Source organism: Aureisphaera sp., from assembly GCF_059726885.1.
In genome coordinates this window covers 3,568,963-3,586,433 of record NZ_AP041051.1, presented here as the reverse complement: position 1 = coordinate 3,586,433, position 17,471 = coordinate 3,568,963, and the positions used below count along the sequence as shown (strand labels likewise).

Sequence of the window (17,471 nt, the reverse complement as noted above, 5' to 3'; positions counted from 1 at the left end):
ATGAATTTTTCGAAGAAGATCCTTTCTCAAACCGTCACCCAAATATGTTTATCTGCAGGAGTCGATCGCATTGTCATATCGCCCGGTTCCCGAAATGCTCCCTTAACAATAGGGTTTACCCAGCACCCAGACTTTACATGTTATAGTATTGTAGACGAGCGTTGTGCCGCTTTTTTTGCATTGGGAATGGCTCAACAACTACATAAGCCGGTGGCATTGGTTTGTACTTCAGGTTCTGCACTTTTGAATTATTATCCGGCCATTGCTGAAGCTTTTTACAGTAATATTCCTTTGGTGGTTATATCTGCAGACCGCCCGGAACACCTTATCGATGTTGGCGACGGGCAAACCATAAGACAAGAGAACGTCTATCAGAATCATATTCTGTACACTGCAAATTGTAAAGAAGGGGAAACCTATCAAGGATTTAATGAGAAGGAAATTTATAAAGCATTGAATATCTCTTTATCAGAAAATGGTCCTGTACATATCAATGTGCCTTTTTCGGAGCCCCTGTACGAAGTGACCCCAACACTAGACGTTTCTTTGGGCAAAATATCTTTTGATGCAAATCGCGAATATCAGTTGAATGAGGATGCTTATGACAACTTCTCGGAGGACTGGAGGTCTTCAGAGCGTAAAATGGTATTGGTGGGAACCTTACCCCCAAATTCAATAAACAAAGAAATCATTGAACTCTTGGCAGGGGATGAAAGTGTATTGGTGTTTACAGAAACTACCTCTAATCTGCATCACAAAAACTTCTTTCCCGGTATAGATAAGATTATCATGCACTTAGGGGAGGATGATTTCGAAGCGTTGCGCCCCGATGTTTTGGTCACTTTTGGAGGAATGGTGGTTTCGAAAAAAATAAAAGCCTTTTTAAGACAACATCAACCGAAAGCGCATTTCCATGTGGGACCCTATCAAGGATACGATACTTTCTTTAGTTTAAGGCATCATTTTAAATTGACGGTCAATGAATTTTTCTGTCGTTTTGAAAGGGATTATAAAAGGGAATCCTCTGGGTATCGAAATTCTTGGTTGAAAGTAAAGCACCTAAGGGATGCAAAACATATTAATTACTTGCAAAAATCGCCGTTTTCTGATTTTGTAGCGCATTCCATAATATTCGAAACCCTTCCAGAACAAACACTACTTCAGTTGGCAAATAGTGCCACGGTTCGTTATTCTCAATTGTTCGATTTAGATGCTTCATTGCACGTGTATTGTAATCGGGGTACCAGCGGTATCGACGGAAGTACCAGCACGGCAATAGGGGCTGCTGTAATTTCAGAAAAGCAAACGGTATTTATTACCGGCGATTTGAGTTTTTTCTACGATAGCAATGCCCTTTGGAATAATCACGTGCCCCTAAGTTTCCGAATTATCATTTTAAACAACGGTGGAGGTGGAATTTTCAGGATCTTACCAAAAGCGAAGGGCTCTGAACATTTCGAGCAGTTTTTTGAAACAAAACACGATCTGGATGCTTCACAATTAAGCAGGATGTACGGATTCGAATACCATACAGCCAATGATGAGGTTTCATTAAGAAAAGAGCTAGAGAGTTTCTATGATGTTTCTGAAGCCCCTAGGATTCTAGAAATCTTTACTCCATACCAAGTTAATGATGATGTGCTTTTGGAGTATTTCAAGTTTATTTCTTAGACTTCTGAAGTAACGCCTTTGCCCATAGGTAGGCTTCGGTTAAATCTTCAAAAATCCCTACTTTTCTAGTAATGGCTTTTTTTTCGGGTAATTCTATGGGTGCATTCGTTCCCTTGGGATATACAATGGCAACACCCTTTAAATAAGGAATAAGATTCACGTATTTGAAAAAAGAAGGGTCAACATCATAAGGATGTAACCTGTGAGAAATATATACCCATGGTTTATAGTCTACATAGTTAACCCCCTTGACAATTAAATCGAAGGTATTCTTATAGTCTATTTTTACCCCTTGCACCACTTCTGTAATCACGATGTTTTCGTAAATCCAAACCTTAGCCAGTGCATTCTCAATGAAATGCAAAAGAGGAGGTGCCCCAGGCAAGTTATGAGGGCTGTCTAGAGACATAAAGGTTAGTTAGTTGCCTCTAAGATACAAATTTAAATAAGATGGATTCTGAGCGCAGGGAACGTTTTAATTGTATCTTTGCGCCCTATGTTGCAACTAGGGAAATTTCAAAAACTAACCATTTTAAGGGATACCGAGCCTGGCCTATTTTTAGGGGATGAAGAGGAAAATGAAGTATTACTTCCGAACAGGTATAAGCCAGAATCCTTCGAAATTGGAGATACGCTAGAAGTCTTTGTTTACCTCGATAATGAAGAACGTCCCGTAGCTACTACGGACAAGCCATATGTAACACTAAATGAGTTTGGTTATTTAGAATGCAGTGCCGTTAACAAATATGGGGCATTTATGGATTGGGGCTTGGTGAAGCAATTGTTTGTACCCTTTAAGGAACAAGCTCGTCCCATGAAGCAAGGCAGTTGGTATATAGTGTATTTGTATGTAGACGATAAGACACAACGTTTGGTTGGGACCAGTAAGACCAATAAATTCCTGGATAATAGCGAGATTACGGTTTCCAAATATGATGAAGTAGCCATTATGGTGACCCATCTAACCGACAAGGGTGCCAATGCCATTGTAAATGGAAAGCACAAAGGACTGATTTATATCGATGATATATTTGAGGATATTCGTACCGGTGACCGTCTCAAGGCCTATGTGAAGAAAGTGAGGTCGGACAATAAGATTGACTTGGTTTTACATTCGCCAGGGTATAGGAGTATAGAACCCAATGCACAGTATATCCTAGATGAGTTAAAGGCCGCTGGAGGCTTTTTGCCACTGCATGACAAATCGGATCCAGATGCGATTAAAAATGAATTGGGTTTGAGCAAGAAAAGCTTTAAAAAGGCGATAGGAAGTCTTTTTAAGGACAAGCAAATTACTATTAAGGAAGACGGCATCGAATTAAATCAATAGCCCCTTCCTACTCGATAAGGTGCACATCGACCGCAAATTCCGAATGGAGGGCATGGATCCAGAAAATCCAAACCACGTTGCTCTTTATATACCGTATTTCTTACTTTGGTAGCACCATCGGCTCCATACTGGGCAGTTCCCCCGGAAGCACCACCATATTGTGCCTGCAACTGTTCTACATCTACATTATTATTCCGGTATTGCAGGGTTTCTGAATATGCCTCACTCATGCTAACGGGTTCGTAGTAATTTTCTACGGTTACCTTAAAGAAATCCTTGATGTTCTTATTCTGAAAGTTCGGTGCACTTTCAAAATCCAAATTCAATGTATACTCTTCTGAAATTCCCGGAAGCGAAGTGGCATCTATCTTAAAATAACGGGTTTCGAAGTCATATTGACCCCAACCCAAAACGGGAAGCAAGAGTAGTAAAAGGCATAGTTTTTTCATTGGTGAATGAACATCAAAAATTGAACCGTTTTATCGAGTATCTATAAGTTTAACTTTTTAGCCGTATCCTTGGGAATAGCATCTTTATGAACCGTAATGCTAATGGCTTTTAGTCGCATGTAACTTTCGCTAAAATATACATATCCACCATTAGCGTTCCTTGAACTATCAGACCCCCAGCTATTTTTCACTTTGTAATATTTGGTTCCATTTTGGTCCTGAAGCGTTCCAGTAATATGCATTAGGTGGTCATCGGTAGTAGTGAAGTTTTCGAATTCATCTTGACGGTATTCCTGGGAAATCTTCTTTTCTGGATATACCCCTTGCAATGCTTTTTTATTGTTTTCTTTATCCATGGGAATAACAGCGACACCGTCTTTAGAAGAAAAGGTGCGCTCGCTTACGTCACAATCCAATTCCACCGTAAAACCTTTTTCCAGTGCATAATCTATGGCACCGATCATTTCATCCAATGGCACATTATGAAAACTTCCATAACTCCAGTTATCTGGAATGTTTAGAATAAATTCGGAATAGAATGGCGAATGACTGAATGAAGTGATGCTCACATAGTCACTGGGTACGATTTTAGTCATTTCCAAAAAGGATTGGGGCGTATAGCTTTTCCCTTCATACGTAAACGTAGAAGGATTACTGCCAATGTAGGCGGAAAGAACCCCGTCGATAGCCTTTCTCCATTTTTTACTCAGTTTTTTCCCTGGATTATCTACATAGGTTTCTACCATAGATCGCAATACAGCAGCCAATTCTGCATGATTGTGGTACGAATCATCCATCACCAAACCACTAAATGCCTCATTGGGAACTAGGCCATATTCCGCCACGGAATTCATCACATCATGAGCCAACCCTCCTTCACTGAATTGTGCTTTTCCCTGTCGCATCACAAAATTTTCTGCCTTTTTTGGATAGGTATTACGAACCGTATACATTTCGGATAGATCGATTTGCTTTCCGGTAAGCCGTATAATTTCAGATTCCAAAAAGGAAGTACTGGAAAAGCTCCAGCAGGTTCCTGTTCTTCCTTGACTTATAACGGGTGTAGCTTCTAAATCAATAATTTCAGTGAATTTATAAGCTTCTTGAGCCGAAATTTGACAAGTTAGAAGCGCGATTGCTAGACAGAGGATTATCTTTTTCATCATTTCTTGGGTATTAAATGGAATGCCCCGAACTGGGGAATTAGTATCTTTGAAGCTAAAATATAAAATATGATGACACCCAACTGGAAAACAGCCAAAGAATATACCGATATCACCTATAAGAAAAGTGACGGTGTTGCCCGAATAGCTTTTAACAGACCCGAAGTTCGTAATGCATTTAGACCACATACCACTTCTGAGTTATTAGATGCTTTTAACGACGCACAGGAGGATACCAGTATTGGGGTTGTATTGCTTTCGGCCGAAGGCCCTTCTCCTAAAGATGGCATTTATAGTTTTTGCAGTGGTGGGGATCAGAAATCCAGGGGACACCAGGGATACGTAGGACAGGATGGATATCACAGATTGAACATTCTAGAGGTGCAACGCCTTATTCGGTTTATGCCTAAAGCCGTCATCTGTGTGGTGCCGGGTTGGGCCGTAGGGGGCGGACATAGCCTTCACGTGGTATGCGATATGACACTTGCTAGTAAAGAGCATGCCATTTTTAAGCAGACCGATGCAGATGTAACAAGTTTTGATGGTGGCTACGGTAGTGCCTATTTGGCAAAAATGGTAGGGCAAAAGAAAGCACGTGAAATCTTCTTTTTGGGACGGAATTATAGTGCACAAGAAGCATATGATATGGGAATGGTGAATGCGGTGGTTCCTCATGCCGAGTTAGAACAAACTGCCTATGAATGGGCTCAAGAAGTCTTGGCCAAATCACCTATTTCAATTAAAATGCTGAAATTCGCCATGAACCTTACGGATGATGGAATGGTAGGGCAGCAGGTATTTGCTGGGGAAGCGACACGGTTGGCATATATGACAGATGAGGCAGTCGAAGGTCGCAATGCTTTCCTCGAAAAGCGAAAGCCAAATTTCGATAAGAAGTGGCTGCCTTAAAGTGGCTTCTATTGGGTGATGAAAAGTTCGGTCGGAGCAAGCTCTAAATCAACAATCTTTAAAACTTCAGCTTCAAAATTGGTATAGAGAATACCATGTACATCGCTATTGTTTGAAAAGCTGTAAACGATAATCCCATTTTCTAGGTCTACTGTATAGTTGCCTAGCGATGCACTGCCATAACCTGCAATTTCACGTAAATTATTCGTTAGGAAGAACCCTAGATTGTCCAGGCTCAATAATTCTCCGTTGGTAATATCAATTATTCCCGGCCAATCCGATAAGGGGTTGGGCTGTGGGACATCTAATGTAACCAACATCGAATTTCCATTAAATTGAGAATCGAAAAAGCCATTCTCCATTAAAATACCCACCGAAGGAAGGAAGGGCACTACATTTTTTAAGGAAAGGGTCGACGCGTCGTAGACATGATAGCGGTCACTAAAAAAGACGTAAATGTCATTTCCGTTTTGCGTGATACTTACGGAAAATTCAGAAACGGGTATTGTGGCTAGTATTTCACCAGTATCCAAATCATGTTTCTGAAGCTCACTTTCTGCACCCCCAATACCAATACTTACAAATACCCATAAATCCTTTTCAATGGTTGCCGATAAGATACCCGTATTCAACAACTGAGTGAGCGTGCAATTATCACCTGTTTCGGTAATACGAATATTTGCCGAGGTGTTTTGGCTTAGGCTAGCTTCAGAAAAGGCAACTAATTTATCGCTGGAACCCAACACGAAAGCCGGGAACTCACCAGAAATGGAGCAAATGTCGTTAAAGGCTTCTGTCGTTTTGGAGGCCAAATCACGTTTCCAAACTTTAAAGTTGGCACCTTCCCTTCGGAACCAAGTAACAATGTTCTTATTGGTATTGGCAAAATCATTGGTCGTAATCCCTAAGTCCGAAGTCAAATTCACCGTAGATACCTCAGTCGAAATTCCAGAAATTGAAATTTCCAGTACCTCCGTATTGTTCGCAGCAATAACCGTAACATTTGGAGCCATAAAATCTGGCGGTGGGGGATCCGTATGCAATCCATCACCGTCATCATTGGAACAACCATGGAGGCATAAAACGATAATCAGTAAACTAAGAAACCGAATAGATGGCATACGATAAAGATACATTAATTGCCTAGAAGAACTTATTCTATGTTAATGCTTAGTGTGCTATTTTTATTTACCGACAATCAACTTTTTAGACACAGTACCATGATCCGTTTCAATTTGGAGGATCAAGAAACTACTTTGGGTGGTTGGAATAGAAAGTTCAGTACTAGTACCTTCGGTACTTTGAATCAACCGTCCCATAATATCGTACAAACGTGTTTTAAGTATGACTACATTATCCGGACTTTGAATGTTCAGGCGATCTTGTACGGGATTGGGATAGACAGCAATGCCCAAATCGGTATCGAACGAATTCACCCCTAAGGTGCTCTCTTTTACCAAAAAGAACCCTCCTTGACTGCCTAAGGAAGAGATAACGATATTACCGCTTTCAAAATAGGGATATACACTCCAAGCCCCGCTAAACCCCGAAGAGTTATTGGACGGATACACATCGAAATAACCTATTTCTGTCATGTTTCCGTTGGCAATATCAGAGATATCAATAACACGCATTCCTGCATTATAACTGGCTTGATAGTATCGATCCCCAAGTACATAACCATTGTGGTCTGTAGCACTTGTAGGGCCGAAATATTCAAATGACTCGACTGGGTTATCCAAATCGGTAAGGTCAAAAATGATGGTTCTTGTGTTAAAGCCCAGGTTTAATTCATCAGATTCATCGCCCACAATTAAAAACCGTTGGTCTTCCGTAAGCCATCCCTGATGTGCATGTTCGCTAGTGGTATAATCGAAATTGGAAATGACCTGCGGATTGCTTTTGTCCGTAATATCTACTATAGTAATATCCTCATCGAACCCATTGAAACTTAATAGAATTTCGCGACCTGTATAGTCAGAATCAGGCCCATCATAGGTAACAATTTGTGCATCATGGGTAAATACCCCGCTAACACCACCAGAGTTCACTGGATTTTGCGGATCGTCTATATCAATAAAATGAACACCTCCACCAAACAAGTTTGTTCTACAAGCGTAGGCAAAACCCGTATCCTCATTAATGGCAAGGTTATGGGCATTTTCAAAATCTGAGTATAAGGCATCCTCTGCAAAGGTTTCAGGCGGATTGGTCACATTTCTTAATCGTGTTAAATCGAATACCTGCATTCCATGGGCGCCATTGTTGTCACTAACCACAAAAGCATGGTCATTATAGGTTTTAATGTCCCTGGCGGTTGCCGTTCCCGTAGCGGTAGGTAATTTACCTAAATACACAGGATTAAAAGGATCGGAAATATCTATAAAAGCAGTACCGTTATTTAATCCTACAATGGCATATTCTTTACCGTCTAGCGGATCTGTCCAACCCCATGAATCATTGGCGTTTGAGGCTCCCATGGTCGTATATGAAATATATGCTTGGAGGTCATAACCATTACAGGGGTATATACCAGCCATACCACTCTCACAGGGTGCTTGAGCGTTTATTACAAGAGGAAAACAGACAAGAAGTAAAAGAATATTTTTTTTCATAACAATAGATCTTTTGTTGCTAAGCTAGTGTATTTTTTGAAGAGTTGCTGAAATTTTAAGCGCATTCTAGTCGTAAAACAAAAAACCACCTCGTTAAAGGTGGTTTTGACTGTTTAACAGAATTGATTATTCGTATGCTTCTTCATGTACGTTGGCCACTGCACGCCCACTTGGATCATTCATATTCTTGAAGCTTTCATCCCATTCTAAAGCTATTGGGGTGCTGCACGCAACCGAAGGAACAGAGGGGACACTCAGGGCAGCTGTATCGCTTGGAAAATGTTCCTCAAAAATGGAACGATAGTAGAACTCCTCTTTACTGGTTGGGGTTTGAATTGGAAAGCGATATTGTGCGTTTTTCATTTGCTCGTCGGTTACTTCTTTATCGACCATTACCTTTAGGGTGTCTATCCAACTGTAGCCTACTCCATCACTGAATTGTTCTTTTTGACGCCAAGCCACACTTTCCGGAAGCATATCTTCGAATGCTTTTCTCAGAATCCACTTTTCCATACGCTCAGGAGTAATCATTTTATCCTGTGGGTTCAATCGCATGGCAACGTCCATAAACTCCTTGTCCAAGAAAGGAACTCTTCCTTCAATTCCCCATGCAGCAAGTGATTTGTTGGCCCTTAAACAATCATACTGATGCAGTTTATCCAACTTTCGGACGGTTTCTTTATGAAATTCTTCCGCATTGGGGGCTTTGTGGAAATATAAATAACCACCAAATATTTCGTCACTTCCTTCACCCGAAAGTACCATTTTAATCCCCATGGCCTTAATGGCACGGGCCATGAGATACATTGGGGTGGAAGCCCTAATAGTAGTAATATCGTAGGTTTCTAACTGATAAATTACATCTCGAATAGCATCTACCCCTTCTTGGATTGTAAATTTCACCTCATGATGCACCGTGTCTAAATGATCTGCCACTTTCTGTGCGGCTTCCAGATCCGGTGACCCTTCCAGCCCTATGGCGAATGAGTGAAGTTGAGGCCACCAAGCTCCTTCTTGGTCACCACTTTCAATTCGCTTATCTGCGTATTTTTTTGCTAGGGCAGAGGTTATGGATGAGTCTAACCCACCAGAAAGTAAGACTCCGTAGGGTACATCACTCATTAATTGTCTATGCACAGCAGCATCAAGGGCTTCGCGCAATTCTTCGATAGAAGACTCATTGTCTTTTACATTTTCATAATCCATCCAATCACGTGTCCACCAACGCTTCAATTCTCCATCCGAACTATGTAGATAATGCCCCGGGGGAAAGAGTTCAATCTTAGTGCATACACCTTCCAATGCCTTAAGTTCTGATGCTACATAGAAAGTTCCATTTTGGTCCCATCCCATATACAGTGGAATAATCCCCATATGATCACGGGCAATAAGATACTCGTCTTTGTCAACATCATATATGGCAAAACCAAAGATGCCATTTAATTCGTCAAGGAAATCTACTCCTTTTTCTTGGTATAATGCTAAGATAACCTCGCAATCACTTTTGGTTTGAAATTCGTAAGATCCTTCAAACTGCTTGCGCAATTCCATGTGGTTATAGATTTCACCATTGGCCGCAAGTACCAGATTTTTATCGGGAGAAAACAAGGGTTGTTTTCCGCTGGTTGGGTCTACAATGGCAAGGCGTTCGTGCGCCATAATAGCTTTTGGGGTATCGAAAATACCGCTCCAATCCGGTCCACGGTGACGAATACACTTCGCCATAGATAATAATTGAGGTCGCAACACTTCTGTTGGTTGCTTAAGTTCGAATGCACATACAATTCCACACATGATATTAAAGTTTTATAAGATGAATCTAAAAGTTAATCCCATAAAAAAACCCGTCAGGTTCGAAACTTGACGGGTTTATATAGGGTACAAGTTTCTGCTACGGATTTCCGTTGTTATTATTCAAATTATTATTGAAAACAGATAATAGCATTACTTGAATTTTCTCTTTGCTTGGTGTAAATGTTTAATAAAAATATTGCTTTTCCAAATTATTATTGAAAATTTTATTGAATTCTGGATAAAAGCACAAAGAATTCGTTGAAGTGTATTTTCCTACACTTTTAATGCTCAAAATACTAAGTATGTGCTTAACGAAGTGTTGGATATGAAGTTGGATCCACCTCACTCATGATGCTGTATACCTTTTCGAACACATCTTCTACCGATGGTTTACTGAAATAATCCCCATCGGTTCCATAGGCAGGACGGTGAGGTTGTGCAGCCAATGCCTGTGGTTTACTGTCCAAGAAATTATAGGCATTCTGCTTGTCAACAATCTCCTGAAGCAAATAGGCAGAAGCTCCACCTGGCACATCTTCATCGATTACCAAAAGACGATTGGTCTTAGCGACACTTTTGGCCACATCATGATTTAAGTCGAACGGCAGTAAGGACTGGGCATCGATAACCTCGGCATCAATACCTACTTGCTGTAATTCTATAGCAGCTTCCTGAACGATCCGAAGTGTGCTTCCATAAGAAACCAATGTTATATCCGAACCTTCCTTAACTGTTTCAACGACTCCTATCGGAGTTCGAAGTTCGCCTAGGTTTGTAGGCATTTTTTCCTTTAATCGGTACCCATTCAAACATTCTACAATCACCGCAGGTTCATCACTCTCTAACAACGTATTGTAGAAACCGGCCGCCTTGGTCATGTCGCGGGGAACTAATAGGTACATTCCTCTTAGTAAATGAATAAGTCCACCCATTTGAGAACCACTGTGCCAAATGCCTTCCAAACGATGCCCTCTCGTTCTAACAATTAAAGGTGCTTTCTGCATGCCATTGGTTCGATAACGAACCGTAGCCAAATCATCACTCATGATCTGTAAGCAGTACAGGATATAGTCCAAGTACTGAATCTCGGCAATAGGCCTGAGTCCACGCATGGCCATACCTATTCCTTGTCCCAAGATGGTGGCTTCACGGATTCCGGTATCACTTACCCGCAATTCTCCGTATTTGTCCTGAAGACCCTCGAGCCCCTGATTTACGTCACCAATGGTACCACTGTCTTCGCCAAAAACCAATGCTTCCGGATGATTATTGAAAATGGCATCGAAGTTATCCCGTAAGACCAAGCGACCATCTACCATTTCTGAATGGTCATCATAGGATGGTTTTACTTCCGATACTTGTGTTGCTTTGTTCTCACCTTCTGAGTACAGATGGGCACTATATTTTGGTTGAATAATTTCGAAATAGTTATTTATCCAATCCTGAAGTTGCCTTTTTTCACTGGTTTCCTCGGCAACCACATAGCGCAGCGCTTTTCTTCCTGCTGCAAGGATATCCTTACGGATGGGTTCCTCGTTGGAAGCCAGATCATTTTTTATCTTTTCGATAAAGACTTTATTAGGACTGCTTTCTGCAAGGTGGGTTAGCAGTGTAACTACTTCTCCCTGGTCTTTTAGTTGGGGAGCCAGAAAAGAGGACCATGCAGCTTTTTTACCTTCCCGAACTTTTTTCTTTATATCTTTTTCTATAGCATCCAGTTCCTCGGAAGTCGCAATATTGCTAGCGATCATCCACTCCCTCATTTTAAGGTTACAATCATGCTCTTTTTCCCATTGAAGTCTTTCGGGGCTTTTATAACGCTCGTGTGAACCACTGGTTGAATGTCCTTGGGGCTGCGTTAATTCGTTCACGTGGATTAATACCGGAACATGCTCATCACGGGCTACTTTGCCAGCTTTTTGGAACGCATCCACTAATTCCGCATAGTTCCATCCTTTTACCCTAATTATTTCGAAACCGGGCGTTTCCTCATCTCTCTGAAACCCTTTGAGGATTTCAGAAATGTTCTCTTTTGTGGTTTGATGCTTCGCATGCACAGAGATTCCATACTCGTCATCCCAAACACTCATAACCATAGGAACCTGCAATACACCAGCGGCATTCATGGTTTCCCAGAAAAGCCCTTCGCTCGTACTTGCATTACCAATAGTTCCCCATGCCACTTCATCCCCATTAATGGAGAATTGCGTTTTGTGTTTTAAATCCGGTAGATTTCTAAAAATCTTGGAAGCTTGCGCCAATCCTAACAGTCTTGGCATTTGCCCTGCCGTAGGGGAGATATCCGCACTACTATTTTTTTGTTGCGTCAAGTTTTTCCAACTTCCATCTTCATTAAGGCTGTGCGTGCCAAAATGACCTCCCATTTGGCGTCCAGCACTCATAGGATCGGCCTTAATATCGGTATGGGCGTAAAGACCTGCAAAGAATTGTTCTATATTCAATTCTCCTATTGCCATCATAAATGTTTGGTCACGGTAGTACCCGCTTCTCCAATCACCATTACGGAATGCCTTAGCCCATGCCAGTTGAGGGACTTCCTTACCATCTCCGAATATTCCAAACTTGGCTTTTCCTGTTAGTACTTCCCGGCGTCCCAACAAACTACATTCCCTACTGGTAACAGCAATGGTATAATCGTTCAAAACTTCAGCTTTGAAGTCTTCAAAAGAAAGCTCACTGTTTACTTGAGGGTTTGTTTGCATATAAAGGGAATTTTGTTTTGCAAAAGTAGCTAAATTCAATCAAAATTGCAATGATGCTAGATGTTAAAGTGTTGCGAATAATTCAAAAATAATATGATCTTACTCGCTAAAATTATAAAATTCGTAATCAAACTTTAAATTGATAAAAAATAACACAAGGATTTTTAATGCTATTATCATAGATTTTATGAGACAGAGAACTACTTAAATTGAGCTAATCCCTGAAAACTTGGGAATCCACAATTCAAAGAATAGCATGGTTCTTGGGAAGCGTACTTCACCATGACTTTTGGGAGTGAGATATTAATTCAAATTGCAGAAGGGGGCGATCCAGATATTACAATTAAATGGGTATTATTAGGATGATTTTTTATTCAGTCTAGATGTTCTAATAATTAGCCACCTAAGCAACAATAGAAAAGGCAAGGAGTGCAGGATAAGATCAAAAACATCCATCGCCTTCATTCCTTGGGCGCCTCCCCAAACCCATTTCAATTTACCCCAAAGGTGTGGTTCTGGGCTATAGGGTGCAAGTCCCAGGGTAAGACAGAGCAGAACAATGAGTTTCCAGTTGTTTAGCATATAATTGGTTTGATTATGGTTGCCTCAAAAATAGAAAAAACCCGAGTCCTATTGGCATAGGGAACCCGGGTGATTTCAATTAAGTTGTTTGTAGCTCTCCGAAAAATACGGGGCTAGAATAAAAGAATTTTGAAGAATTGAAAATTTATCAGGGTGTGGGGCACTAATACCATTCCCTTGTAAATAGCCCAAGTAGTGTTTTAATGTCAAGAGTTACGATAAAGCGGATGCGCTGATCATAATTGGGCAGACCTGGCTCCCAGCCAATGTTGGAGTAGAGGGGAAAATACAGTTCGAAATAATCGGCGACCAAACTAGCCCTAATACCCGTATCCCATACGCCTTTTACCTTTTCTCCTTTGTTCTTTACCAATCCAACATCGCCATAGGCATAGACCCATTTCCAGATATTCGTACTGGCATTAACAGTAGATATGAATTGATTGGCAAATGCAGGCTCCAGCTGTGATTTAAAGCCACCTTCGGCAATAATAAGTTGTTGACTGAAAAGCCCGGTATCCTCACTTCGCCCATAATAATTGTAATCGAATAAGTAGTCGGTAGGTCTATCCAAAGCAAAACTGAAAAAGTCACTATCTGCTCCAGTATCGTTAAAGACAAACAATCCCGCATAAAAACGAACATTCAATTGTCTATTACTTAAGAACAATTTCCGGTATTCGAATTGAGTAGAAATCTTGCTGAACTTTTGCGAAATCTGATAGTCGAATACACCACGGTAGAAATCGATAAGATTGTTGTCCCTATACACATATTGCAAGTTGAAGACACTGTAATTGGGGTCCTGATCCGGATCGTTGGGGTCTTCATCCCTGAAAACATTCACGTTCCTAATATTGATGAACTGTTTTTTGTTCTTTCTCAAATCATCATTATCCCTGAAGGCAAAGGTGATAAAGGGTGAAAGGCGTTTATAGAACAAACCTCTGTTGTAGGAGAAGAAACTTCCGGAGATTCCATAACGCATACTGTACAGATTTCCATTATCCACACGCTCTGTATATACCAATGACCCTTTACCAATTAGTTTCTTGGACCTGAAACCAAATTGGGGCTCCAACTTATAATGTACTCCCTTCGGAAGCAATGTTTTATTGTAGACCTTGGGCCCTAAGCTAAATCCATCATATAAGTTGTACTGAAAAACGGGCATAAAGAACACCTGATTGAACTTAGGGTTTTCAATATCCTTGAAAAGGCGAAACTGAAGCGGTCGATTAAAAATACCCTTAACCGCCTTGAAGTTGTTCCTCCTATTGAATTCGGCAATTTCCCCCTCATAGTTTAATGCCAGTTTTCTGACCCCTTCTTTGGGCACCCTAATAGTGGCGATGCTATCTATGGGTCTAACCCAGGTTTTGAATAGTACAGAATCTTTTTTAAGCCCGTAAAGGGAAACAGGCATAACATTGTCCTTTTTGTTTATAATGGACACTTCTAAGGAATCACCAACTTCCCTTACTTTTTTAATTTTGAAATCTATGGTGGTACGCTTTCCCACGTAGTCTGTGAAGAACCAATCGATGGGAAGATCCGAGTTGGATTTCAGAATTTCTTTGAAAGTTACTGGATTCGTAAGCTTTAACTTGTGGTTGTTGTAAAATGTCTTTATGGTTTCATCAACCACATTCTTACTTAAATAATCCGCTAAATAATGAAGTCCATGGCCTGCATAGTAATCGCTTCCTAATTGCTTATTGAACTTGAGAAGGGAATCCCGAGGGGTTTCCAATGATTGATGCAGATTATTCCGCGCCATATTGAGGTATAGAAAAGGATACTGGTCATTGAATTCCAATTCGGAGGCATAGAGCCAATCAATTATCCAAAAATTACTCAGGCTTCCCATGATTTTCATTTCAGGATAATACGTATCCACATAATCTATCATGAGATATATCTGTAAAGCTCCAATTAGCCAATGGTCTTTCCTTGGATTGAGTGGCAGCGTCTGGGTAATGTACTTTCTTGTGGTGGTTTTGAGCAACTCCATATCCAATTCGAATCCGTTGGGAAACGGACTTATAAAATCGGGCAGTTGATTTAATCCATAGACGGGACTTGTGCGGTATTCGGCATCGCTAATAATGATCTTTTCGAAAGGGTAGGAGCCCAAGCGGTCCCCCAGAAACCTTGTAAGACGATCTACCAATATGGCTTTGTTCGTGGGAGAAACCTTTTTGTCCTTTAAATCGGTTACCATTTCTACCTGATCGGTCACAATGCTTTCAAAATTCCGGACCTTCTGAAGGTGAATGGAAAAAGACATTCGATTTTTACCTTCCAGTCCAATTGCTTTTACACCTTGGATGTCCTCCTCCTGATTCGTATTAAGATCTGTGAATAAGCTATAGTTGCTGGGGTAGTGAAAGGTAACTGAGAAATTTGAGGGTGGCTGAAAATAATCATCTGTATTCTTATGGCTATAATGTTGCCATTCCCCATTAAAAACGGCAGGGGTAATTAACCAGTGTTTTAGCTTGTAATCCCCATTTCGGGTAACCCCATAACGGGTAAATTTGTCTTCAGGAAGCTTAACCGTATACTCCATTTTTACGGTAAAGGACCCTCCGGGTTCAATGTTTTTGTTCGGAATAATCTTTAGAATGTCCACCTCATTACCACGTTCCCAATCTATTAAATTTCCTTGGTTGTCAGAGATATTCTTTATTAAGGTTCTTCCTCGATTTTCGTCTTTTTCGAAATGAAACCCACTCTTAAAATTTTCAGCAAAACGAGTGGCGAGAGGTGTGTTTTTGTTGGAAAAACTATTGGCCCAATCTAATAGATAAATCTCGTTTAATGTATGTTCAGTTGTATTATGGTAAACAACTTCCTGTACAATTTCAATGGTATGTGAATCGGCTTTTAGGCGGGCATCTACAGTAATGTCGTGCTGTGCCCAAGAGGCAAGCGACCATAACACAGCGAATATGAGAACAGGGAGCTTCTTCAATTACCTTTTACAAATTTAATTGGATAAAAGTTGTTTTGAGAAGTTGTTAGCAGGTAAACACCTTCAGGGAAATGCGATACATTTATCATTTGCTCCCCTGTTGTTTGTATAGGAATATGCATCAATTGCTTTCCGAGCATATCAACGATTTGAAGGTCTTGTATTTCATTAGACCGAATATATAGCCGAAGGTTGCTTTGAACCCATGTATTTGTTACTTCCAACGGGTTTTGAGCCTCAAAATCCGTACCGTTTAATAGTATGACTTCTTGATTTGTTTCTAATTCCATCACAACAGGCAAGTGATCACTCATATTGTATAGGTTAGATCGAAGGCTCGTACCATAGTCTCCTACACAGTTGGAATTGTTGATGCTTAAATTGTAACAATTGCCATTATTGCCATAGGCTTCATAGGTATCCTCCACATATCTAAGTTTAGGATCGGTGGTCATGTTTTCGGATATGAGGATGAAGTCGAAACGATCGTCCAAACCACCTCCAGCACCCGCTCCAAAAGGACCTGAGCTTGTTCTGGTACTCTGGGTGTGGACCGCAGTAAAATCTTCATTATTGTTCCATGCACCAGGCGTGTCGATAGGATCTACCAGTACAATGGGGTTGGTAGGGTCTAATAATTCTATATAGGCAGGCTCGGTTGAAGTGTATAGGTTTAGGTCCCCTGCAAACAACACATAAGAATTGGGATCAAGGTCGCCCATGGTATCTGTAAATTCGGTGACCATTTCAAAACGAAGTGTTTCATTTTCACCGCCTTGACTTGCTTTGAGATGGCAAACATATAAGTCTAATATCACAGGGTCTATATCTCCGTTAGCTGTATTTAACTGAAGCTCATAGCGATTAATATCGCGCACATCTGTAACAATTATGTCCGTTTGTAGCAATTGGAACTTATCGGTTCTGTAAAAAACCAATTGCTGTAGGTCTGCCTCACCCGACTGATTGTCCACAAATGGAGGTGCGGTATACACAACATCACCATCATTCAAAGAAACGTCCAGTATTTCGTCAGCTCCTTCTTGACTTTGCAATTCGCAGACCATTAAAATATCGGGCTCGTAGGTGTTAATAATTTCCCGCAGCAATAATTGTCGATTGTAAGCCGGTTGCGCCTCTGGATACTCCAAGAGGTTGTAAAACATTACCTTAACCCTTTCTTGCGCCTCAGAAGTAAAGCTGAGGAGAAGAGCGGTAATTACTGCTATTTTGAATATGGGGGAGGGGGTCTTCAAAA

At 40.8% G+C, this 17,471-nt stretch carries 13 protein-coding genes; 3 read left to right on the top strand and 10 right to left on the bottom strand.

Annotation, left to right across the window (positions count from 1 at the left end; genetic code table 11):
• Nucleotides 1–1,671, top strand: a complete 1,671-nt coding sequence (gene menD / locus AC6JAD_RS16130) for a 2-succinyl-5-enolpyruvyl-6-hydroxy-3-cyclohexene-1-carboxylic-acid synthase (protein WP_461303925.1) — start codon at nucleotides 1–3, stop codon at nucleotides 1,669–1,671.
• Here menD and AC6JAD_RS16125 read toward each other — a convergent pair.
• Nucleotides 1,661–2,080: a hypothetical protein gene (locus tag AC6JAD_RS16125; protein ID WP_461303926.1), complete on the bottom strand. Its 420-nt coding sequence runs from the start codon at nucleotides 2,078–2,080 to the stop codon at nucleotides 1,661–1,663. The two genes, menD and AC6JAD_RS16125, sit on opposite strands and share 11 nt — an antisense overlap.
• Before the next feature lie 87 nt (nucleotides 2,081–2,167).
• Between AC6JAD_RS16125 and AC6JAD_RS16120 the strand changes: the two genes are divergently transcribed.
• Nucleotides 2,168–3,001 carry a CvfB family protein gene (locus tag AC6JAD_RS16120; RefSeq protein ID WP_461303927.1) on the top strand — a complete coding sequence of 278 codons (834 nt, stop codon included), beginning with the start codon at nucleotides 2,168–2,170 and terminating at the stop codon, nucleotides 2,999–3,001.
• On the opposite strand, the gene AC6JAD_RS16115 is transcribed toward AC6JAD_RS16120, so the two are convergent.
• Both AC6JAD_RS16115 and AC6JAD_RS16110 read right to left on the bottom strand, forming a co-directional pair.
• A complete protein-coding gene (locus AC6JAD_RS16115; protein ID WP_461303928.1) occupies nucleotides 2,995–3,450 on the bottom strand; it encodes a hypothetical protein in 456 nt (151 codons plus the stop codon). The two genes, AC6JAD_RS16120 and AC6JAD_RS16115, sit on opposite strands and share 7 nt — an antisense overlap.
• Before the next feature lie 41 nt (nucleotides 3,451–3,491).
• Nucleotides 3,492–4,613 carry a C1 family peptidase gene (locus AC6JAD_RS16110; RefSeq protein ID WP_461304012.1) on the bottom strand — a complete coding sequence of 374 codons (1,122 nt, stop codon included), beginning with the start codon at nucleotides 4,611–4,613 and terminating at the stop codon, nucleotides 3,492–3,494.
• Between the two features lie 69 nt (nucleotides 4,614–4,682).
• On the opposite strand from AC6JAD_RS16110, the gene AC6JAD_RS16105 reads away from it, so the two are divergent.
• Nucleotides 4,683–5,522 (top strand): 1,4-dihydroxy-2-naphthoyl-CoA synthase, encoded by an 840-nt coding sequence (locus AC6JAD_RS16105; RefSeq protein ID WP_461303929.1) that lies wholly within the window; start codon nucleotides 4,683–4,685, stop codon nucleotides 5,520–5,522.
• 8 nt (nucleotides 5,523–5,530) lie between these two features.
• On the opposite strand, the gene AC6JAD_RS16100 is transcribed toward AC6JAD_RS16105, so the two are convergent.
• The 7 genes from AC6JAD_RS16100 to AC6JAD_RS16070 all read right to left on the bottom strand — a co-directional run bounded on the left by AC6JAD_RS16100 (nucleotide 5,531) and on the right by AC6JAD_RS16070 (nucleotide 17,469).
• Nucleotides 5,531–6,643 (bottom strand): hypothetical protein, encoded by a 1,113-nt coding sequence (locus AC6JAD_RS16100; protein WP_461303930.1) that lies wholly within the window; start codon nucleotides 6,641–6,643, stop codon nucleotides 5,531–5,533.
• Nucleotides 6,644–6,706: 63 nt separating this feature from the next.
• Nucleotides 6,707–8,137: a choice-of-anchor B family protein gene (locus AC6JAD_RS16095; RefSeq protein WP_461303931.1), complete on the bottom strand. Its 1,431-nt coding sequence runs from the start codon at nucleotides 8,135–8,137 to the stop codon at nucleotides 6,707–6,709.
• A gap of 126 nt (nucleotides 8,138–8,263) precedes the next feature.
• A complete protein-coding gene (gene asnB / locus AC6JAD_RS16090) occupies nucleotides 8,264–9,931 on the bottom strand; it encodes an asparagine synthase B (RefSeq protein ID WP_461303932.1) in 1,668 nt (555 codons plus the stop codon).
• Nucleotides 9,932–10,239: 308 nt separating this feature from the next.
• Nucleotides 10,240–12,654: an alpha-ketoacid dehydrogenase subunit alpha/beta gene (locus tag AC6JAD_RS16085; RefSeq protein WP_461303933.1), complete on the bottom strand. Its 2,415-nt coding sequence runs from the start codon at nucleotides 12,652–12,654 to the stop codon at nucleotides 10,240–10,242.
• Between the two features lie 357 nt (nucleotides 12,655–13,011).
• Entirely contained in the window at nucleotides 13,012–13,236 is a 225-nt protein-coding gene (locus tag AC6JAD_RS16080) for a hypothetical protein (protein WP_461303934.1), read from the bottom strand.
• 163 nt (nucleotides 13,237–13,399) lie between these two features.
• On the bottom strand, nucleotides 13,400–16,213 hold the full coding sequence (locus AC6JAD_RS16075; RefSeq protein ID WP_461303935.1) for a gluzincin family metallopeptidase: 2,814 nt from the start codon (nucleotides 16,211–16,213) through the stop codon (nucleotides 13,400–13,402).
• Nucleotides 16,210–17,469, bottom strand: coding sequence for a T9SS type A sorting domain-containing protein (locus tag AC6JAD_RS16070; RefSeq protein ID WP_461303936.1), 1,260 nt, complete (start codon nucleotides 17,467–17,469; stop codon nucleotides 16,210–16,212). Before AC6JAD_RS16070 ends, AC6JAD_RS16075 begins: the two co-directional genes overlap by 4 nt.
• Nucleotides 17,470–17,471: the final 2 nt, after the last annotated feature.